This is a genomic window from Paraburkholderia sp. SARCC-3016 (assembly GCF_031119615.1).
Lineage (GTDB): Bacteria > Pseudomonadota > Gammaproteobacteria > Burkholderiales > Burkholderiaceae > Paraburkholderia.
The window spans coordinates 152,714-173,668 of the sequence record NZ_JAVHZD010000007.1 but is presented as its reverse complement, the minus strand read 5'-3'; the positions used below and the strand labels follow the sequence as shown (position 1 = coordinate 173,668).

Sequence of the window (20,955 nt, the reverse complement as noted above, 5' to 3'; positions counted from 1 at the left end):
GTTTCGCGTCGACATGAACCTCGTCATTCAAAGCCCTGTGCCGCTTTCCGCCGATCATCGCAATCCGCTCGCCGCGCTCGCGCACGGCTCTCGCGCGATCGTCATCGATGAGCACGCGATTCGCGTCGAAAACGTGAACCCGGCGCAGCGCGCGGATCTCGACGTGTATTGCGGCACGCATCGGCTCGATTACGCGTTCGTCGAGCCGCGCCTGCGCCTCACGCATTTCGGCCTCGTCGCGATGGATATGGATTCGACGCTGATCACGATCGAATGCATCGACGAAATCGCCGATTTTTGCGGCCTCAAGGCCGAAGTGGCGGCGATTACCGACGCGTCGATGCGCGGCGAGATCAAGGACTTCAACGAGAGCCTCACACGGCGCGTCGCATTGCTCGAAGGGCTCGACGCAAGTGCGCTCGAACGCGTCTACGAAGAGCGGCTGCAGCTGTCGCCGGGCGCGGAACGGATGCTCGCGGGCGCGAAGGCCGCAGGACTCAGAACGCTGCTCGTGTCGGGCGGTTTTACGTTTTTCACCGAAAAGCTGCAGGCGCGCCTGAATCTCGATTTCACGCGCGCGAACACGCTGGAAATCATCGACGGCAAGCTGACCGGGCGCGTGCTCGGAGAAATCGTCAATGCCGATGTGAAAGCGCGCACGCTGCGCGAGACGTGCGCGACGCTCGGTATCGAACCGAGCCGCGCGATCGCGCTCGGCGACGGTTCGAACGATCTGAAGATGATGGCCGACGCCGGACTCTCGGTCGCGTTTCGCGCGAAGCCCGTGGTGCGCGAAGCAGCGAGCGTCGCGTTCAATTACGTCGGGCTCGATGGATTGCTGCGGCTTTTTCCGGCCTAGGTCCGTTCAGCCCGCCGGCACGGCGAGCGCATCGAGGCAGCGCTCGAGATCGGCGCGCAAGTCCGCCTCTTCCTCGAGCCCCATAAAAAAACGTACCAGCGTGCCGCGATACGGCCATGCGGACGCGCTGCGCATCGACGCGACGTCGTACGGCATCACGAGACTCGCCACGCCGCCCCAGCTCCAGCCGATCGCGAACAGTTCGAGCGACTCGCAGAATGTATCGATTTGCGCGGCGCTGTAGCGGTCGTCGAATACGACCGAGAACAGGCCGCCCGCACCGGTGAAATCGCGCTGATAGTGCTCATGGCCCGGGCAATCGGACAGCGCGGGATGCAGCACCGCGGCGATCTCGGGCCGTGTCTTCAGCCAGTTCGCGAGCGAGAGTGCGGTGCGGTCGTGCTGCTGGAAGCGCACCTGCATCGTCGGCAGGCTACGCAGGATCAGCGAGCAGTCGTCCGAGGAGACGCCAAGGCCCATGTGCATGCGCGCGAGTTTGAGCTTGTGATGCAGCGCCTTGTCTGCCGTGATAGTCGCGCCCATCAGCACGTCGCCGCCGCCCGATTGGTACTTCGTCAACGCCTGCACCGAGATATCGACACCGTGATCGAACGGACGGAAAGCGATGCCCGCGGACCACGTGTTGTCGATGGCCGTCACGATGCCGTGCGCGCGTGCCACCGCGGTCATCGCGGGAATATCGGGCACTTCCATCGTGACCGAGCCCGGCGCTTCGAGCCAGATCAGCCGCGTATTCGGCTGGATCAGGTCGGCGATGCGCGCGCCGATCATCGGGTCGTAATAGCGCACGCTCACGCCGAAGTCGCGCGCGAGCCATTCGCCGTGATCGCGGTTCGGCGAATACACATTATCGGGAATGAGCACGTCATCGCCGGACTTGACGAACGCGAAGTACACATTCGAAATAGACGACAGTCCCGACGGCTGCAACAGCGTGTGTTGGCCGCCTTCGAGCGCCGCAAGCCGCTGCGCGAGCACGATCGAGGTCGGCGTCGCGTGCAGGCCGTAGCGCCACTGCGCATCGTTGCGCCAGTCGAGCGCGCGCATCGTCGCGAGATCGGGAAAAATCACCGTCGACGCGCGCGCGACCGGCACCGATAACGATTCGAAACCCGGCGTCAGGTCATCCTTAGGGTGGACGATACGCGTCTGCAAACCATGTTTCGGAGGAGATGAGTTCATGTTCGTGGTCCGCTGGGGTTTTACCGATCGGGCATTGCCGATCAAACTCGACGGGTTTGGTCTTGTCGGGCTCGTTGAAACTACTCGGCGGTGCGCAGGTTACTCACGCCGTTGACGGCCTGGCCGCCGGGCTGCGCACCGCTTCGCTGGTCCGACGGGGTCGTTGCAGTGGGCGTAGCAGGCGCGGCGGCAGCAGGTGCGGTCGCCGCGGCAGGCGCGGCGGGCGGCGGTATCGCCGCTCCCGCGGCCAGCGGGCGCAAATCGAATTCCTGCGGATTCGAATCGTCGACGTTCATCCGCTCGCCCGTCAATGTGCCGTCGGCGGCGAACTTGCCGACCCAGTTGCCGGTGATGTGCGTGCCGTCGTTCGATTCTTCCACCTCGAGCGTGTCGTCCGTGCGGTCGCCCGCGATCAGGATCACTTCGCCGTTGTCGGTGAACTGATATTCGCCGTGCACGCCGGATGGATCGTCGGTTTTCGGCCCGAGCCGCAGCACGATCTGCCGCGAGCCGAGCATGCCCGCGTAACGCGGAAACTTCGCGTACCCGGCGCTCGGCTTCAGCGGCAACTGAATCGGCGGCGGCGCGGCCAGTTCCTTCACCGCATTGCTTTGCGCACGCGCCATGGGCGCTATCGTTGCGCCCGCAACGATCAGCGCAGCGGCGATCATCCTGAGCGTGCCGCGCATCGTTGCGCGCATCTGGATCGGCTTCGTATGCTGCATTCGGGGTTCCTGTCGTTCGTTCTTTCGTCGTGCTTGCGTATTCCTGCAACTGCGTTGCAACCGCGGTACCCGCATGTCGAGCGTTGCTCCGCAGTGCCGCGCGTGATGCGGCAACGCCGCGCAAACGCGCGGCGCGCCTGCTCGGTGCTCTAGACGCGCTCGAAGATCGCAGCGATACCCTGCCCGCCGCCGATACACATCGTAACGAGCGCATAGCGGCCGCCGGTGCGCCGCAATTCATATAGCGCCTTGACTGTCAGCAACGCGCCCGTCGCTCCGATCGGATGGCCGAGCGAAATGCCCGAGCCGTTGGGATTGACCTTCGCGGGGTCGAGCGCGAGCTCGTTGCTGACCGCGCATGCCTGCGCCGCGAACGCTTCGTTCGCTTCGATCACGTCGAGGTCCGCCACCGTGAGGCCCGCGCGTTCGAGCACCTTGCGCGTGGCCGGCACCGGACCGATACCCATATACGCGGGATCGACGCCCGCATGCGCATAGGCGACGAGACGCCCGAGCGGCTCGATGCCGCGCGCGTCGGCAACGCCACGCTCCATCAGCACGAGGGCAGCGGCCGCATCGTTGAGTCCCGACGCGTTACCGGCCGTGACCGTGCCGTTCTCCTTCGCGAATACGGGTTTGAGCTTCGCGAAATCTTCGGCTTTTGCGTCGGTACGCACATGTTCGTCGCTATCGAACACGGTTTCGCCTTTCTTCGATGCGATCGTCAGCGGCAGGATCTGGTCCCTGAAATAGCCGGCCGCGAGCGCATGCGCCGCGCGCCGATGCGATTCGAGTGCGAGCGCGTCCTGCGCGTCGCGCGTGATGCCGTACTTTTGCGCGACGTTCTCCGCGGTGATGCCCATGTGGACGGTCTGGAACGGATCGTTGAGCGCGCCGAGCATCATGTCGACGACGCGCGCGTCGCCCATGCGCTGGCCGAACCGCGCCGACGGCATCACGTAGGGCGCGCGGCTCATGCTTTCGGCTCCGCCCGCAATCGCAATGTCCGCATCGCCGAGCAGCACGCTTTGCGCGGCGGACACCACCGCCTGCAGCCCCGAACCGCACAGGCGGTTCACCGTCAGCGCGGCTGCATGTTGCGCCACGCCGCCGTCGATCGCCGCGACGCGCGCGAGATACATGTCCTTCGGCTCGGTGTGGATCACGTTGCCGAATACGACGTGACCGACTTCGTCGCCGGCCACGCCCGCACGCGACATTGCCTCGCGCACGACGCGCGCCGCGAGGTCGGTCGGCGCAAAATCCTTGAGGCCGCCGCCGAAGTCGCCGATCGCGGTACGCACGCCGCTTGCCACGATTACTTCACGTTGCATCGCTCGCTCCTCCTGATGTCGCTCGTGTATGTGCGGGCCGGCAATCGCGAGCCGGCACGGATCGCTTCGCTGCCCCGACCGGTTGCACGGGTGCGTTGCGCGAATCGGCCGCATCGCTGCCGTGCAGCATCGCGCTGCGCCGCGTGGCTGCACGAATTGTCGCGCAAATTGGCTGCGCAACGTACGGCGATGCCGCGCGACTACGCCGCCAGCAACCGCTCGACGGTGGCGCGATCGGGAATTGGCGCGACCGCGCCATAGCCTTGCGTCGACAGCGCGGCCGCTGCGTTTGCATAGCGCGCAGCAGCAAATGCGTCGTCGCCGGCGACGAGGCGCGCGACGAACGCACCGCCGAAGCAATCGCCCGCGCCCGTCGCATCGACTGCGTTGACGAGCAGTGCGGGCACCACGCGGCGTTCGTCGCGCGTCGCGATGTACGCGCCGTCCCGGCCGAGCTTCATCGCAACGATATGCGGCCCCTGCGCGAGAAGAAAGTCGACGATCCCGTCGCGGTCTGTCAGGCCCGTGAGCACGGTGACATCATCCCAGCTCGGCAGACAGATGTCGCACTGCCGTATCGCTTCGAGCATTACCGCGCGCGCCCGCGCGAGCGGCCACAGTTTGAGCCGCAGATTCGTATCGAAGCTGATGCGCACCCCGTGTGCGCGCGCATGTGCGATAGCGGCGAATGCGGCATCGCAGGCGCTGACGCCGATCGCGAGACTGATGCCCGACAGATGCACGACTTTGGCCGCGGCAATCGTATCGAGCGGCAGATCGTGCGGCGCGTAGCGGCTCGCGGCGGACCCCGCGCGCAGATAGTCGAAGTGATGACCGGCCGAACCGTGCGAAACGAAGTACACGCCGGTCGGCGCGCTTTCGTCGACGCGTACGCACGACGTATCGACGCGTTCGTTGCGCCACAGCTCGAGCAGCAGCTCGCCGAACCGGTCGCGCCCCACGGCCGAGACGAAACCCGCCGACGCATCCTGGCGCGCGGCCGCAATGCAGAAATTCGACGTGTCGCCGCCGAACCCTTGCAGCCAGGTCGGCAGGCCCGGCTGCGCCTGGTTGAATTCGATCATCGCTTCGCCGAGGGCAAGAATGTCGGGCGCCGCGGCGCGTGTTTCATGACTCATCGCCTAGACTTCACCCCACAGGTCGTGGCCGTCCGCGCCCGTTATCTTCACCGCGACGAAATCGCCGACCTTGTAGCGCTTCGACGCCTTCGTCGACGGCGCAATGTAGACGACACCGTCGATTTCCGGCGCATCCGCCGCAGTGCGGCCGATACCGCCGTCGGCATTGATTTCGTCGACGAGCACCTTCAGCGTCTTGCCGACCTTGCGCGCAATGCGCTTCGCCGACACCTGCTCGGCCACTTCCATAAAGCGCGCGCGGCGTTCCTCGCGCACGTCGTCGGGCAGCGCCCCGTCGAGTTCGTTCGCGCTCGCCCCTTCGACCGGCGAATACGCGAAGCAGCCGACGCGGTCGAGTTCCGCCTCGCGGATAAAGTCGAGCAGCGTGTCGAACTGCGCTTCGGTTTCGCCGGGAAAGCCGGCGATAAACGTGCTGCGGATCGTCAGATCGGGGCAGATCGCGCGCCATGCGCGCACGCGCTCGAGCACCTTTTCCGCATTGGCCGGCCGCTTCATGCGCTTGAGCACCTCGGGGTGCGCGTGCTGGAACGGCACGTCGAGATACGGAAGTACATGGCCCTTGAATGGCCCCTCGGCCATCATCGGAATCACTTCGTCGACGCTCGGATACGGGTAGACGTAGTGCAGCCGTACCCATGCGCCGTATTGCGCGGCGAGCTCGCCGAGCGCGGCAACGAGGTCCGTCATGCGCGTCTTGATCGGCTTGCCGTTCCAGAAGCCCGTGCGATATTTGACGTCGACGCCGTAAGCGCTCGTGTCCTGCGAGATGACGAGCAGTTCCTTGACGCCGGACTTGAACAGATTCTCCGCTTCGAGCATCACCTCGGCGACCGGCCGCGACACGAGATCGCCGCGCATCGACGGGATGATGCAGAAGGTGCAGCGATGATTGCACCCTTCGGAGATCTTCAGATACGCATAATGACGCGGCGTCAGCTTCACGCCGGCTGCGGGCACGAGATCGACGAACGGGTCGTGCGGTTTCGGCAAGTGGCTGTGCACCGCCTGCATGACTTCGCCGACCGCATGCGGACCGGTTACCGCAAGCACCTTCGGGTGCACCTCCTCGATAAGGCCCGTGCCGCTCGCGCTCTTCTTTGCGCCGAGACAGCCGGTGACGATCACCTTGCCGTTTTCGGTCAGCGCTTCGCCGATTGCATCGAGACTCTCCTGCACCGCTTCGTCGATAAAGCCGCACGTGTTGACGACGACGAGATCGGCACCGTCGTATGTGCCCGAGATTTCGTAACCTTCGGCGCGCAGTTGCGTGATGATCTGTTCGGAATCGACGAGGGCTTTCGGGCAGCCGAGTGAGACGAATCCCACCTTCGGTGTGGCCGACGGCTTATTCCTAAGTCGGATCGTAGCCATGTCGTTCTGTGAGCCAAGGAGTTGGTAGAATGTTTTGTCTTCCTAAGACCGCTTGGCCTCCCGACTTCATTTTACCCGCAGCAGCCGTTGCGAAAGGACAGAGTTCAATGAGTCAGCCCGTTTTCCTCACCGTTTTGCTCGCCGGTTGCCCTGTTTCGCTGTTCCACGCGGGTAACTTGTGCGCCAATAGCAAATTTGCTAATATCTGCCTATGACCTGGAACGTCGTTTATTTCAATGACCAGGTCAAACGCGAAGTGTTCGAACTACCCGATGGAATCCTCGCCAGCTATTTGCGGCTAGTCGACATCATGGAAGAATTTGGCGCCGATTTGCGTATGCCGCACTCGCGCGCGATGGGCGACGGATTGTTCGAGTTACGTCCGCGTGGCGAGGAAGGCGTCGGGCGCGTGTTCTACTGCATGCACGTCAACCGGCAGGTCGTCGTTCTGCATTCCTTCGTCAAGAAGACGCAGGAAACGCCGCGCAACGAATTGCGCAAGGCTCGCAAGCGCTTGAAAGAAGTACAACGTTCGAAGGAGGTAGTACGCAATGGCTAAAGTAACTGCGCAGCGCGGCGGCAATCCCAAGGGGTTCGAGCCCGTCGCTCATACGAAGGCCGACACGGAACGGCTGCTCGCAAAACCGGATGTGCGCGCCGCCTACGACGCGCTCGAAGACGAATACTCGGCGCTGCGCGTGCTGCTTTCGGCGCGCCGCGAAGCCGGGCTCACGCAAGCGGAGATCGCCGAGCGCATGGGAACGACCGCATCGGCCGTATCGCGCCTCGAAGCGTCGCTCTCGAGCGAAAAGCATTCTCCGTCGTTCGCCACATTGCGCAAGTACGCCGCCGCATGCGGCAAGCGGCTCGTCATCTCGTTTGCGTAGCGGGCGCGTCGTCGTGCGTAAGCCGCCGTTGGCGGCCCCGGCACACACGCGCAAGCCCGCCCGCGCCAACGTCTATCAGCGCGGCGCCGGTGCAGGTCCGCTTACTTCTTCTCCGGTTCCGCGTTCGGCGTAGCCGGCGTGAACGGGAACGAACTGAACATCGTCTTCGCCTGGTTCTGCATCTGCTCCTGCATCTGCACGAACATATTCTTCGACTGCTCGATGTAGCTCGTCATCATCCCCTGCATCATCGGCGCCTGCATGTTCATGAACTGCGACCAGACCTCGGGGTTCATCGTCTTGCCTTCGTAGAGACCCTTCGACTGATCCGCGAGCTTGTTCTGGATGTCGATGAACGCCTGGATGTTCTTTTCCAGGTACGTGCCCATCATGCCCTGCATCGCGTGACCGTAGAAACGGATGATCTGCGACAGCATCGGCGATGAGAACATCGGCAAGCCGCCGCTCTCTTCTTCGAGAATGATCTGCAGCAGGATGCTGCGCGTCAGGTCCTCGTTGCTCTTGGCATCGATGACCTTGAATTCCTCCTGATCCAGCACCAGCTGCTTGACGTCGGTCAGCGTGATGTAGGTGCTGGTCTCCGTATCGTACAGTCGACGGTTCGGATATTTCTTGATGAGTCGTTCGGCTGTTTTCTTTGTAGTAGTGGTCATGTAACGCCTTTGAGCGCCAATGCAGCGCGGAAACGGCGCCTCTCGCACACAACGCAGCACAATACGGCTATTGCCTGCGCGAGACGCCGCCAGACACACCTGAAACCACGGTCCCTGCTCCTGCGAGCGGAACGCATGGATCAGCCCATATGCAGGCCGCCGTTCAACGAGAAGTCGGCGCCTGTTGCGAAGCCGGATTCCTCGGAGGCCAGCCACGCGACGATCGACGCGATTTCTTCCGGTGCGCCGAGGCGGCGTACCGGGATCGTCGCAACGATCTTCTCCAGCACATCGGGGCGAATCGACTTCACCATGTCCGTGCCGATGTAGCCCGGCGAAACGGTGTTGACCGTCACGCCCTTCGTGGCCACTTCCTGCGCGAGCGACATCGTGAAGCCGTGAATGCCGGCCTTCGCGGTCGAATAGTTCGTTTGACCAAACTGACCCTTCTGGCCATTCACCGACGAAATATTGATGATGCGGCCCCACCCTCGCTCGACCATCCCGTCGATCACCTGCTTCGTGACATTGAAGAGGCTCGTGAGGTTCGTATCGATGACCGCGGTCCAGTCTTCGTGCGTCATCTTGCGGAACACGACGTCGCGCGTGATGCCCGCATTGTTGACGAGCACGTCGATCTCGCCGCATTCAGCCTTGACCTTGTCGAACGCGGCCTTCGTCGAATCCCAGTCGCCCACATTGCCTTCCGAGGCGACGAAATCGAAGCCGAGCGCCTTCTGGTCTTCGAGCCACTTCGTGCGGCGCGGCGAGTTCGGGCCACAGCCGGCGATAACCTTGAAGCCCTGTTTGTGCAGACGCTGGCAGATGCCCGTGCCGATGCCGCCCATGCCGCCTGTTACGTACGCAATTCGCTTTGACATAAACCTGACTCCATTATCGTTTGCGGAAGCGCCGGCCGGCGGCCTCCTGCTTGCGTGGCTACTCCCTGCCCGTCACCGCGTCACCTTCGGGCTACCTTCGGTCTTCCATCGACCTGCCGGCGGCGTGACCCGAATCGGGTGGCGACCCGCGCCGGCGGCCACGCATCGATGATCTCGCGTGCCGCCGCCGGCGCTCACGGCATCAGGGGCGCTCGACGGCGAGCGCCACCCCCATCCCGCCGCCGATACACAGCGACGCAAGACCGCGCTTAGCATCGCGCTTTTGCATTTCGTGCAGCAGCGTGACGAGCACGCGGCAGCCCGATGCGCCGATCGGATGGCCGATCGCGATCGCGCCGCCGTTCACGTTGATCTTCGACGTGTCCCAGCCCATCTGCTTGTGCACCGCCAGCGCCTGTGCGGCAAAGGCTTCGTTGATTTCGGCGAGGTCGAGGTCGTTGATGCTCCAGCCCGCGCGTTCGAGACAGCGGCGCGATGCGGGCACCGGGCCCATGCCCATCACCTTCGGGTCGACACCGGCATTCGCGTACGCCTTGATGCGAGCAAGCGGCGTGAGGCCCAGCGCTTCGGCCTTCTTCGCCGACATCACGACCACCGCCGCGGCGCCGTCGTTGATACCCGACGCGTTCGCAGCCGTCACGCTGCCTTCCTTCGAAAACGCGGGCTTGAGCCCCGCAAGCGCCTCGGCCGTCACGCCATGGCGCACGAACTCGTCGGTGGCGAACGTAAGCGGGTCGCCCTTCTTTTGCGGAATCTGGATCGGCACGATTTCATCGTCGAAACGGCCGGATTTCTGCGCCGCTTCCGCCTTGTTCTGCGACAGCGCAGCGAACGCGTCCTGCTGTTCGCGCGTAATGCCGTATTCCTTCGCGACGTTTTCCGCAGTCATGCCCATGTGGTACTGGTTGTACACGTCCCACAAGCCGTCGTAGATCATGGTGTCGATGAGCTTCGCGTCGCCCATGCGGAATCCGTCGCGCGAATTCGGCAGCACATGCGGCGCCGCGCTCATGTTTTCCTGGCCCCCCGCGACCACGATCTCCGCGTCGCCCGCGATGATCGCGTTGGCCGCGAGCATCACGGCCTTCAGGCCCGAGCCACATACCTTGTTGATCGTCATGCCGGGCACGGCCGTCGGCAGGCCGGCCTTGATCAGCGACTGACGCGCCGGGTTCTGGCCGGAGCCGGCCGCCAGCACCTGGCCCATGATTACTTCGCTGACCTGCTCGGGCTTCACGCCCGCGCGTTCGAGTACCGCGCGAATCACCGTCGCGCCGAGTTCAGGCGCAGGGATTTTCGCGAGCGAACCGCCGAATTTGCCGACGCCCGTGCGGGCCGCCGATACGATCACTACGTCAGTCATTTCGATTTCCTCCGGTACCAGAGCCGCCGCTTGCGCCATAGGCTGCCGCAAACTGCCGCAAAGTGCCGTCAAGTTAAAGATTCGCTCAGTCGTCTACTGCTTCCACTGCCTGACGTTGCGACGGCAACCTGCACGTCGCGTCGGGCATACACGCACATACCGCTCACGCGCTACTCGCGTTGCTGCACATAACGCCCCGGCGCCGGTTCGATAACCGGAAACTCGGCCGAACCGGCCTCGGCGCGCGGCTTCACTTTCTTGCCTGCGTATTGGTCAAGCCATGCGGTCCATTCGGGCCACCAGCTGCCCGGCGTTTCGGTCGAACGCTCGAACCAGTCGTCGGCGCTGCGCGGCAAGGTCTTGTCATCGCCGCCCATCACCCAGTAACTGCGCTTTTTCTTTGCCGGCGGATTGATCACGCCGGCGATATGCCCCGACGCGCCGAGCACGAACTTGAGCGGGCCCGTCAGCAGCGGCACCGACGCATACGCGGTTTGCCACGGCACGATATGGTCTTCACGCGAGCCATAGATGAACGTCGGCACATCGATGCGCGACAGGTCGACCGGCTCGCCGCATACCTTGAGCCGGTTCGGCTCGCGCAGGCTGTTCTCGAGATACGTGTTGCGCAGATACCAGACGTACATCGGGCCCGGCAGGCTCGTCGAATCGCTGTTCCAGTACAGCAGATCGAACGGCATCGGCGTGCGGCCCTTCAGGTAGTTGTCGACCACGTAGTTCCACACGAGGTCGTTTGGCCGCAGGAACGAGAACGTGTTCGCGAACTCGAGACCACGCATGAGTCCGGGCGGCGTGCCGTTCTTGCCGCCGATGGTCTGCTCGCGCATCTGCACGTGCGCCTCGTCGACGAATACGTCGAGCACGCCCGTATCGCAGAAATCGAGCATCGCGGTAAGCAGCGTCATCGACGATGCCGGATGCTCGCCGCGTGCGGCCGCAACCGCGAGCGCCGTGGCGAGCATCGTGCCGCCGACGCAGAAGCCGAGCGTATTGATCTGCTCACGCCCGCTGATCTGCTGCACGGTGTCGATCGCGGTCAGGACGCCTTCTTCGACGTAGTCATCCCATGTCTTATGCGCAATCGATGCATCGGCATTGCGCCACGAAATCAGGAACACCTGATGACCCGCGTCGAGCGCATGCGCAACGAGCGAGTTCTCAGGCTGCAGGTCGAGAATGTAGAACTTGTTGATACACGGCGGCACGATGAGGAGCGGCCGCTCGCGCACCGTCGCGGTATGCGGCTTGTACTGAATGAGCTGGAACAGATCGTTTTCGAATACGACCGAACCTTCGCTCATCGCGAGATTCTTGCCCACGACGAAACGCGACTCGTCCGTCTGCGAGATCTTGCCGCGCTGCATGTCGGCCAGCAGATTCATGACGCCCTGACGCAGACTTTCGCCGTGGCTTTCGAGCAGCGTCTTTTGCGCTTCCGGATTCAGCGCGAGAAAGTTGCTCGGCGATGCGGCCGCCGTCCATTGCTGAACCGCAAAGCGAATGCGTTCGCGCGTTTTCGCATCGGTCTCGAGCGCGTCGACGAGCTCCTGCAGATAGCGCGCGTTAAGCAGATACCACGCGGCCATGTACGCGTAGATCGGCGTCGCCTTCCATGCTTCCGCGCTGAAACGGCGGTCCTTCAATTCGGGCGCGCTCGACGAAGCCTGCGTGGCCTGCTGGAACAACTGCATGGCGTCGCGCGAATAATCGCTCTGCAATTTCTGCAGCCGTTCGGGCGGGATGGCCGCGGTGGGCAGCTTCATGCCCGGCAGCGCGGTAAAGGACTGCATGAAGGACTGCATGAAGGGTTGCATGAGCGGCTTGACCGTCTCCGGGCCAAGCCCGGCACCGGGCATGGCACCAGACGCGGTCCTCACCGGCTGTTGCGCGGCTTTGGCGAATGGCTCGGCCCACTGCCGGGCGAATTGTTCTGCGAATTGCGGCATGCCGGCGGCCGCCAGCATGAAATCGGGCATCCCGGCGGGCATCCCCGCGGGCAGCGCCGCAGGCCACCCTGCCGGCATCGCTGCCATCCCGGCAGGCAAACCCGGTACCGCGAACGGATTGCCGTTTGCAGCGGCCGGTGCACCGATTGAACGCCATGCGTTCAACCATGCGTCGAATAACTGTTGAACTCCGGCGGCATTCGCGCTCGGCTGCTGTTGCGTGCGATCCGATGAAGTTTGAGTGCGTGAGGAAGTCGAGGAGTGTTGAGCTGCCACCATACCTGCTTTTACCGGTGAGTCCTCGCGGACGGTTGAGAGGCAGGTGCCTTCGTGCATAGGCGGCGAAACGCTTGCGGCCGCTTACGCCCTGTCCCGTTGTTGGAGAACATTCTTGCGCCCCACTGCAAGGCATGTCAATGCTTGATCCCGATTTTGCCGCACTGCGATATTTTTTTCATTATCGTTTTCCCCATGTAAGGGAACGTGCGTTCGCAAGCGCCCTACACATGACGTTCGAATCAGACAGCGCGCCCGACAAATCAGGGTTTTCCGGGAGGTGGCGGCGCCTCGCTGCCACGTCGAAGGCGCCGTGGTCTGTTAAACGCGCGTTCATGCCTGAAGGTTTCCGCAGCGCAGCAAAGATACCGGAATTTCGCACAGTCTTCGGGCTTTTGCTGCAGCAGCAACCGGCTCCTTGTCCAACGGTATCGGGCGTCGGCCGCCGGTCATCGGCCCCTTCAGCATGCTTCGTGCGATGCGGCTTTGCAGGTCGAGGAAACGTCGCCGTGAGCAGCAGCACGCGCCGCGCGGCACAGCACATGTTCAGCGCGCCAGCCAGATCAATGCGGCCATGCGGCCCGTCACGCGATCGCGTCGATATGAGTAGTAACGCTCGCGCTGCGTGAACGTGCACTGGTCGCCGCCCGTTACTTCAACAATGCCGAGTTGCGCGAGCCGCTCGCGCGCAAGCGCCGGCAAGTCTGCCAGGTATTTACCGGCTGCCTCGCTACGCGGCACGAACGCACGCGCAATCGCATCGCGGCGCGCCGCGGGCGCCGCGTCGACGAATGCGTGCAGCACGTCCTCTCCGACTTCGAACGCGGACGGCCCGATGCACGGCCCGAGGTACGCATGCAATGCGGACGGTTCGACGCCCGCCAATGCCGCGACGCGTTGCGCGGTGTTTTCGACGACACCGGCGGCGAGGCCGCGCCAGCCCGCATGCGCGGCCCCGACCGCGCCGCCTGCCGGGTCGCACAGCAGAACCGGCATGCAGTCCGCGATCATCACGATCGACACGGTGCCTGGCTCGCCGGTCACGCTCGCGTCGGCGCTGATCGCCGCGCCGCCCGCGCGGGCGTTCTCGAGTACGTCGTCGGCACTCACGACTTGCGCGCCGTGCACCTGCTGGAGCCACGCCGGTTCGTCGATGCCGGCGAGCGCGCGCAGCCGCGCGCGGTTCTGTTCGACATGCGCGGGCGCGTCGTCGGCGCGCCCGCCGAGATTGAGACCGCCGGGCTCATCGGCGCCGTCGCGCCATCTGCCGTACGGCGGCAGACTCACGCCGCCGTTGCGCGTCGTGACGAGCGCCCGCACTTGCGGCGCGACGCGCCAGCCCGGTTGCAGCACATCGGCGAAGGTCAGGTCAGGGACGTTCATCGGCGGTGATCCTTGTTCTTGTGGCGCGGATTGCCGCGCGCTTCGCGCGTGGCGCCGTCCGAGGCTTCGCCATCGGGCCCTCGACTGCCTTCGTCAAGAGCGTTGTCCGCTGCGACAGCATCGCTCTCGTCTTCGTCATCAAAACCGTCTTCGGCTTCCAACACCTCGATGTCGTGATCGGCTTCATTGGCATCGAGCGTCGCATCGTAAGCGGCTTCGCCGTCGAGATACGCGTCTTCGTCGAAATCGTCCGCTTCTTCGCGGTCGAAACCGAGCGCGGCGCACAACGCCGCGAGGTCGTCGGGCACGTCCGCGCGCCACTGCATCGTGCGGCGCGTGTCGGGGTGAACGAGCCCCAGACGCCACGCATGCAGCGCCTGCCGCGCGAAGCCGCCCGGCAGCGGCGTCACGGAACGCTTGCCGCGCGCGCGTCCGTACACGGGATCGCCAAGCAGCGGATGGCCTGTGTGCGCGCAATGCACGCGAATCTGATGCGTGCGCCCGGTTTCGAGATCGCAGTGAATCGCGGTCACGGGCTGCCGCTCCCACACCACCGTCGCAACGCGCCGGAAGTGCGTGCGCGCCGGTTTGCCCGACGCGCCGGTCACGACCGCCATGCGCGTACGTTCGCGCGGGTCGCGGCCGATCGGCGCGTCGATCGTGCCTGCTTCGGGCATCCCGCCCCAGACAAGCGCGACATAGCGACGCTTGACCGTGCGCGCCTGCAACTGGCGCACGAGATCGGTCTGCGCAGCCAGCGTGCGCGCGACCACCATGAGCCCCGAGGTTTCCTTGTCGAGCCGATGCACGATGCCCGCGCGCGGCAGGCCCGCCGCCGCGTCGCCATAGCGATGCAGCAGGCCGTTGAGCACGGTGCCGCTCCAGTTGCCGGCCGCCGGATGCACGACGAGCCCCGCAGGCTTGTTGATCACGACGATCGCCTCGTCTTCGTAGACGATATCGAGCGGCACGGCCTCGGGCGTAAAAGCCAGCTGCTCGGGCAGCAGATCGGGCACGAGCTCGATCGTCGCATTGAGCGGCACAGGCTGACGCACCTTCGCCGGCTTGCCCTCGACATGCACGCGCTGCGCTTCGATCCAGCTTTGCAGCCGGCTGCGCGAGAACTCGGGGAAGACTTTCGCAAGCACCTTGTCGAGCCGTTCGCCCGCGAGTTCGGCCGGCACGGTCACGACACGCGGCGCTTCTTGCGCGGCCGCGCCGCGTCCGCAAGCGCGGGAAACCGGGGTGTGCGCCAGTTCGTCCGCGGCGAATTCGTCGTCGGGCATGCCGCAACTATTGGAACTGTCGGGGGGCGCCTCGTCGGAGCGTCCTTCGCATCGGCTATAATCTTTGTCGCTATTCCGTGTGCCGGCTGCGGCGCGCGGAGTATGAGAACGGGTCATCGAGACTGGTTACCTGACGTAAAGCGCTTGACGTGAAGCTGGACTGAGAATGCGAGCCTTGAACATGATTACCCAAATGGCCCAATACGCGACGGGAAAAGCGGCCCGAACCATCGCGTGCCTGTGCGCTGTCGCGCTCGTCGCAGCGTGCCACGGCCTGCCCGAGAAGACCGACGAAACAGCCACGTGGACCAACAACAAATTATATAACGAGGCACAAGACGCCTTGAGCGGCAGCGACTGGGGCAAGTGCGCCAAGTATTTCGAGGCGCTCGAGGGTCGCGACCCATTCGGCCATTTCGCCCAGCAGGCGCAGATCAATGTCGCGTATTGCAACTGGAAAGACAGCGAAACGGCCGCAGCCGACCAGGCCATCGACCGCTTTATCCAGCTTCACCCGGATCACCCCGACATCGCGTATGCGTATTACCTGAAGGGCATGATCCACTTCAACGACGACCTTGGCCTGTTTGGCCGGTTCTCGGGTCAGGACATGAGCGAGCGCGATCCGAAATCGCTGCGCGAGTCATATGACGCGTTCAAGGTCGTCGTCGACAAGTATCCGAAAAGCAAATATGCGCCCGATGCCGCGCAGCGCATGCGATATATCGTGAATGCGCTGGCGTCGCACGAAGTGCATGCGGCCGACTACTACTATCGTCGCGGTGCGTACGTGGCCGCGATCAATCGCGCGCAACTGGCGATCAAGGAATACAAGAACGCGCCGGCCATCGAAGATGCGCTGCATATCATGTGGCTGTCGTACGAGAAGCTCGACCAGCCGCAACTCGCGGACGACACGAAGCGCGTGCTCGCGGGCACATTCCCGGACAGCCCGTACATCACGGGTCATGCTCGTCCGGGCAAGGAAAAGTCGTGGTGGCAGTTCTGATGCACCCACATTGACGCCAACGCTGTTGCGTCGATAATAAAAAACGCCACGGCATGCCGTGGCGTTTTTGTTTGCAGCCTTCGCACGGGCTGCGCGACGTATCGGCGGCGATCAATCGCGCTCGAAAAGCGCAATCGATTCGACGTGCGATGTATGCGGAAACATGTTCACCACGCCCGCGCCCTTGAGCCGATACCCGGCTTCATGCACGAGCAGCCCCGCATCGCGCGCGAGCGTCGCCGGATTGCACGACACATAGACGATGCGCTGCGGCAGCGGCCCGTCGCCGCTTTGCGCGATATCGGCCAGCGCCTTCGATACCGCCAGCGCGCCTTCGCGCGGCGGGTCGATCAGAAACTTGTCGAAGTGCCCTAAAGCGCGTAAATCGTCGGCACTGACTTCGAACAGATTGCGGCATGCAAACGATGTATGACCGTCGACACCGTTTTCCTTCGCATTGGCGAGTGCGCGCGCGGTCAAGGTTTCGCTACCTTCGATGCCGACCGCTTCGCGCGCGAGTCTCGCGAGCGGCAACGTGAAGTTGCCGATCCCGCAGAAGAGATCGAGCACGCGGTCGGTTTTCGACGGCGCAAGCAGCCGCAACGCCCGCCCCACGAGCACGCGGTTGATCTGGTGATTGACCTGCGTGAAGTCCGTCGGCAGAAACGGCATGCGGATGCCGAACTCGGGCAGCGTGTAGTCGAGCTGTACGCCGAGCGGATAGAACGGCACGACCGAATCGGGGCCCTTCGGCTGCAGCCAGAACTGCACGTTGTGCGCATCGGCGAATTCGCGCAACAACTGTTCGTCGGCGGCATTGACCGGTTCGAGCACGCGCAGCACGAGCGCCGTGACGGTCGCGCCGACCGCGAGTTCGATCTGCGGCATGCGATCGCGAATCGACAGTCCCTCAACGAGCCTGCGCAATGGCACGAGCAGATCCGACACATGGGGCGGCAGCACTTCGCAGCTCGTCATGTCGGCAACGTAACTGCTTTTGCGTTCGTGAAAGCCGACGAGCACGCCGCCTTTTTTCACGACGTTACGCACCGTCAGACGCGCACGGTAGCGATAGCCCCACGAGGGCCCGTGGATCGGGCGGAAAATCGTTTCGGCACGCAGCTTCGCGAGATGCGCTAGGTTGTCTTCGAGAACGCGCTGCTTGACGGCGATTTGCGCGCGCACGTCGAGATGCTGCATCGAGCAGCCGCCGCAGGTGCCGAAGAAGCGGCACTGCGGCCTGGTACGAATCACGCTTTCGCGCAGGATATCGACTGCAACGGCCTGTTCGAAACTCGGCTTCCTTCTATAACTCGAATAGGTAACGCGCTCGCCGGGCAGCGCACCTTCGACGAAGATGACCTTGCCCGGCGTGCCGTCATCGGTGACGGTACGCCCGACGCCGCGCGCTTCCATGTCGAGCGACTCGATGTCGAGTTCGGGCAACGCGGCGGGCGGCGTCGCGGTGCCGCCCGCGCGGGCGGCTTTGCGTTTTGCCGCTTTGCCCGGCGCCGGCTTGGGCGCGGAATTCGACGCGAAATTCGGCGCATGGGGCGTCGCGTTGTTCGCCGCGGAGTTCGGCGCCGCGCCTGCGGGCGGGCTCGCTTCGGCAGTTAAGGCTTCGCGGGGGACGGTTTCAGACACCAGCAACTTCCTGACAGACGGTGAAGTAAAGGCGAGATTGTAGACGAACGGGAACCTCGAACGGAGATTTGACGATGCGACTGATTAGCTGGAATGTCCAGTGGGGACGCAGCGCGAGCGGCGACGTCAGCCTGCCGCGCATGGTGAACGAGGCGAAGCGCCTCGCCGACTTCGACGTGCTGTGCATGCAGGAAGTGACGCGCGGCTTCAACGTGCTCGCGGGCCATCCGGGCGACGACCAGTTTGCCGAACTCGCCGACGAGTTGCCCGGTTACACGGTGCTCGACGCGATCGGCGCCGATCTCGCGCCACTGAAGCTCGACGGACCCAGCGCGCCGCGCAGGCAGTTCGGCAATGCGCTCGCCACGCGTCTGCCCGTGGAACGCGTGATTCGCCACTCGCTGCCATGGCCGGCCGACGCCGACGCGCCATCGATGCAGCGTGTCGCACTCGAAGCCGTGCTGCGCGCGCCCGGTGGACCGCTGCGCGTCATCGTCACGCATCTCGAGTTCTATTCGCTGCCGCAGCGGCTCGCGCAGGTCGATGCGCTGCGCCATATGCAACAGGAAGCGGCTCAGCATGCGGCCCATCCGGCGCCCGCGGAAAACGCGATCGGGCCGTTTGTCGACACGAGCCGGCCCGTCAGCGCAATCGTCTGCGGCGATTTCAACAGTGCGTACGACAGCGACGCCTATCGGCGCATGATCGCGCCGCTCGACGGCAGCGCTTCATTTATCGACGCATGGACGACGCTGCATCCGGGCGCAACGCCGCCGCCGACGGCGGGCGTGTACGACACCGAGCAATGGAAGGACGGGCCGCTCACATGCGACTTCGTGTTCGTCACGGAGGATCTGCGCGGCAGGCTGCGCAGCTGCGAGATCGACGGTGCAACGCGCGCGTCCGATCATCAGCCGATCGTGGTGGAGATTGATTGAACCTGATCGAGCGATTGCGCCGCGCGAGCGGCATCGACGGCGTCTTCCGCGCTGCTGCAATGCGGGAGCGCCGCGCGGACATCTAGCCGTCGAACGCGGCGAGATATTCGGCCCAGTGCGCAGCCGGTTCCTGCGCGAGCGAGTTTTTCACGAACGCGATTTCGTCGGCGTATTCGTCGGCCGAAAAACCGCCACGCATCAGCTGGAACCGGCAATACAGCAGATAGGTATTGACCACGTCGGTTTCGCAATAATTGCGAATTTCCTCGACGCGCCCCTGCTGGAACGCCTGCCACACCTGGCCGCCGTCCATGCCGAGCTTGCCCGGAAAACCGCACAGCCTGGCAAGCGCATCGAGCGGCGCATTCGCGCGCGCCTGATACATGGCGAGCACGTCCATCAGGTCCGTATGACGCGCGTGATAGCGGCTGATGTAGTTATTCCATTTGAACTCGCGGTCGTCTTCGCCGAGGTCCCAGTAACGGCTCGCGGTTACGCCGTTGACCAGCGCGCGATAGTGCAGCACGGGCAAGTCGAAGCCGCCGCCGTTCCACGACACGAGCTGCGGCGTGTACTTTTCGATCACACGAAAAAACGACTGGACGAGCGTCGCTTCGCCGTCGGCAAGCGTGCCTAGAGAACGCACGCGAAAGCCGTTGTCGTCACGGAACACGCATGAAATCGCCGCGATCCGCTGCAGATGATGCGGCAGGAAATCGCCGCCCGTCTTTTCGCGGCGCGCGGCGAAGGCAAAATCCGCGACTTCGGCATCGGATAACGTGGCGGGCAAATCTTCGAGCCGGCGAATGCCGGCGACATCGGGAATCGTCTCGATGTCGAATACGAGAATCGGAGTCATCAGGTTAGAGAACGGCGTCCTTGCGTACGCCATTGGACGCGAAGAAGCGCTTGAGCCGCACTAGCGCTTCCTGCTGGATCTGCCGCACGCGTTCGCGTGTCAGGCCCATTTCGTCGGCCAGCTCCTCGAGCGTGGCCGGCTCGATGTGGTTCAGGCCAAAACGGCGCTCGATCACATGGCGGTGCTTGTCGGACAAGCGCGCAAGCCATGCGCGTGTAAGCGTTTCCAGTTCGCGATGCTGGACCTCGGCATCGGGAGACTGGCTCTGGTCGTCGGACAACAGATCGAGCAGACTGCTGGCCGGGTCGAGATCGAGCGGCGCATCGAGCGACGCCGTGTGCTCGTTCAGCGCGAGGATGTCGGTCACTTCGTCGCTGGTTTTACCGGTCAGATACGCGATGTCGTCGATGCTCGCGTCGCGGCGGTCCGCCGCTTCGCCCGAATTCATCGAGTTCTTTTCCAGATGGCGCTTGGCACGCAGCACCTGGTTCAGTTCGCGGATCACGTGCACAGGCAGCCGCACCGTGCGCGCCTGATTCATGATCGCGCGCTCAATGCTCTGGCGAATCCACCAGGTGGCGTATGTCGAGAAACGGAAGCCGCGCGTCGGGTCGAACTTCTCGATCGCGTGCATCAGGCCGAGATTGCCCTCTTCGATCAGATCGAGCAGCGGCACGCCCCGGTTCAGATAGCCCTTCGCGATACTGACGACGAGCCGCAGATTGCGCTCGATCATGACCTGGCGAGCCTCGAACTCGCCGGCCTTCGCGAGGCGCGAAAACCGCTGCTCTTCCTCGACCGTCAGCAGCGGCTTGACGCTGATCCGGTTCAGATAGTGCTGGATCGTATCGGCGGTCAGTTCGGCCTGCAGCAGTGCGCGAAAGTCGTCGGCGTCCGACGGGGCATCGTTTGCGCCTTCGCGCCCTTCCGAGCCTTCGCCGTCGTCGCCCGAACGGCTGTCCTCGGAATCGGAGGCCCCGTTGTCGAGGTCGTCGATGCTGTCGTCGTCCTGGTCCGAAGCGCCCGTGTCTTCCACCGATACATGCGTGGCACGGCTGATCGTCTCAGTCTCGGCTTGCGGTGGTTGGCGCTTCGATTTCGGCATGGTCGTAATC

At 64.1% G+C, this 20,955-nt stretch carries 19 protein-coding genes; 5 read left to right on the top strand and 14 right to left on the bottom strand.

From position 1 onward, the window contains the following. The first annotated feature begins 13 nt into the window (after positions 1-13). Positions 14-859 (top strand): phosphoserine phosphatase SerB, encoded by an 846-nt coding sequence (gene serB, locus QYH69_RS09560; RefSeq protein WP_308831625.1) that lies wholly within the window; start codon positions 14-16, stop codon positions 857-859. Positions 860-865: 6 nt separating this feature from the next. On the opposite strand, the gene QYH69_RS09555 is transcribed toward serB, so the two are convergent. From QYH69_RS09555 to rimO, 5 genes are all read right to left on the bottom strand, one after another. After that, on the bottom strand, positions 866-2,062 hold the full coding sequence (locus QYH69_RS09555; protein ID WP_308831624.1) for a cystathionine beta-lyase: 1,197 nt from the start codon (positions 2,060-2,062) through the stop codon (positions 866-868). 80 nt (positions 2,063-2,142) lie between these two features. Further along, complete coding sequence (locus QYH69_RS09550; protein WP_374992375.1) at positions 2,143-2,787, bottom strand: hypothetical protein; 645 nt, start codon at positions 2,785-2,787, stop codon at positions 2,143-2,145. A gap of 149 nt (positions 2,788-2,936) precedes the next feature. Further along, positions 2,937-4,121, bottom strand: a complete 1,185-nt coding sequence (gene bktB / locus QYH69_RS09545) for a beta-ketothiolase BktB (RefSeq protein ID WP_308831623.1) — start codon at positions 4,119-4,121, stop codon at positions 2,937-2,939. Between the two features lie 200 nt (positions 4,122-4,321). Then, positions 4,322-5,260, bottom strand: coding sequence for a sugar kinase (locus QYH69_RS09540; protein WP_308831622.1), 939 nt, complete (start codon positions 5,258-5,260; stop codon positions 4,322-4,324). Between the two features lie 3 nt (positions 5,261-5,263). After that, positions 5,264-6,652 (bottom strand): 30S ribosomal protein S12 methylthiotransferase RimO, encoded by a 1,389-nt coding sequence (gene rimO / locus QYH69_RS09535; protein WP_308831621.1) that lies wholly within the window; start codon positions 6,650-6,652, stop codon positions 5,264-5,266. A gap of 211 nt (positions 6,653-6,863) precedes the next feature. Here rimO and QYH69_RS09530 point away from each other — a divergent pair, with 211 nt between their 5' ends. Further along, complete coding sequence (locus QYH69_RS09530) at positions 6,864-7,211, top strand: type II toxin-antitoxin system RelE/ParE family toxin (RefSeq protein WP_308831620.1); 348 nt, start codon at positions 6,864-6,866, stop codon at positions 7,209-7,211. Continuing rightward, the gene (locus QYH69_RS09525; RefSeq protein ID WP_075157298.1) at positions 7,204-7,539 is read left to right on the top strand and encodes a helix-turn-helix transcriptional regulator; all 336 of its coding nucleotides are present in this window, start codon (positions 7,204-7,206) and stop codon (positions 7,537-7,539) included. Before QYH69_RS09530 ends, QYH69_RS09525 begins: the two co-directional genes overlap by 8 nt. Before the next feature lie 101 nt (positions 7,540-7,640). Here the strand turns inward: QYH69_RS09525 and phaR are convergent, their stop codons facing one another. The 6 genes from phaR to QYH69_RS09495 form a co-directional block, all read right to left on the bottom strand. After that, the gene (phaR, locus tag QYH69_RS09520; RefSeq protein WP_308831619.1) at positions 7,641-8,213 is read right to left on the bottom strand and encodes a polyhydroxyalkanoate synthesis repressor PhaR; all 573 of its coding nucleotides are present in this window, start codon (positions 8,211-8,213) and stop codon (positions 7,641-7,643) included. Positions 8,214-8,353: 140 nt separating this feature from the next. Next, positions 8,354-9,094, bottom strand: coding sequence for a 3-ketoacyl-ACP reductase (locus QYH69_RS09515; protein ID WP_075157300.1), 741 nt, complete (start codon positions 9,092-9,094; stop codon positions 8,354-8,356). Positions 9,095-9,296: 202 nt separating this feature from the next. Continuing rightward, on the bottom strand, positions 9,297-10,478 hold the full coding sequence (locus QYH69_RS09510; RefSeq protein ID WP_075158825.1) for an acetyl-CoA C-acetyltransferase: 1,182 nt from the start codon (positions 10,476-10,478) through the stop codon (positions 9,297-9,299). 170 nt (positions 10,479-10,648) lie between these two features. Beyond that, positions 10,649-12,724, bottom strand: a complete 2,076-nt coding sequence (phaC, locus tag QYH69_RS09505) for a class I poly(R)-hydroxyalkanoic acid synthase (RefSeq protein ID WP_308831618.1) — start codon at positions 12,722-12,724, stop codon at positions 10,649-10,651. A 543-nt stretch (positions 12,725-13,267) separates the two neighbouring features. Continuing rightward, on the bottom strand, positions 13,268-14,104 hold the full coding sequence (gene pgeF, locus QYH69_RS09500) for a peptidoglycan editing factor PgeF (RefSeq protein ID WP_308831617.1): 837 nt from the start codon (positions 14,102-14,104) through the stop codon (positions 13,268-13,270). Beyond that, on the bottom strand, positions 14,101-15,507 hold the full coding sequence (locus tag QYH69_RS09495; RefSeq protein WP_308831616.1) for an RluA family pseudouridine synthase: 1,407 nt from the start codon (positions 15,505-15,507) through the stop codon (positions 14,101-14,103). Before QYH69_RS09495 ends, pgeF begins: the two co-directional genes overlap by 4 nt. A 76-nt stretch (positions 15,508-15,583) precedes the next feature. Between QYH69_RS09495 and QYH69_RS09490 the strand changes: the two genes are divergently transcribed. Beyond that, positions 15,584-16,399 (top strand): outer membrane protein assembly factor BamD, encoded by an 816-nt coding sequence (locus QYH69_RS09490; RefSeq protein ID WP_308831670.1) that lies wholly within the window; start codon positions 15,584-15,586, stop codon positions 16,397-16,399. Positions 16,400-16,510: 111 nt separating this feature from the next. On the opposite strand, the gene rlmD is transcribed toward QYH69_RS09490, so the two are convergent. Continuing rightward, positions 16,511-17,845: a 23S rRNA (uracil(1939)-C(5))-methyltransferase RlmD gene (rlmD, locus tag QYH69_RS09485; RefSeq protein ID WP_308831669.1), complete on the bottom strand. Its 1,335-nt coding sequence runs from the start codon at positions 17,843-17,845 to the stop codon at positions 16,511-16,513. A 272-nt stretch (positions 17,846-18,117) separates the two neighbouring features. Between rlmD and QYH69_RS09480 the strand changes: the two genes are divergently transcribed. After that, complete coding sequence (locus QYH69_RS09480; protein ID WP_308831615.1) at positions 18,118-18,981, top strand: endonuclease/exonuclease/phosphatase family protein; 864 nt, start codon at positions 18,118-18,120, stop codon at positions 18,979-18,981. Between the two features lie 82 nt (positions 18,982-19,063). Here the strand turns inward: QYH69_RS09480 and QYH69_RS09475 are convergent, their stop codons facing one another. Beyond that, on the bottom strand, positions 19,064-19,840 hold the full coding sequence (locus QYH69_RS09475; RefSeq protein ID WP_308831614.1) for a 3'-5' exonuclease: 777 nt from the start codon (positions 19,838-19,840) through the stop codon (positions 19,064-19,066). Positions 19,841-19,844: 4 nt separating this feature from the next. Then, complete coding sequence (gene rpoS, locus QYH69_RS09470) at positions 19,845-20,945, bottom strand: RNA polymerase sigma factor RpoS (protein WP_308831613.1); 1,101 nt, start codon at positions 20,943-20,945, stop codon at positions 19,845-19,847. Positions 20,946-20,955: the final 10 nt, after the last annotated feature.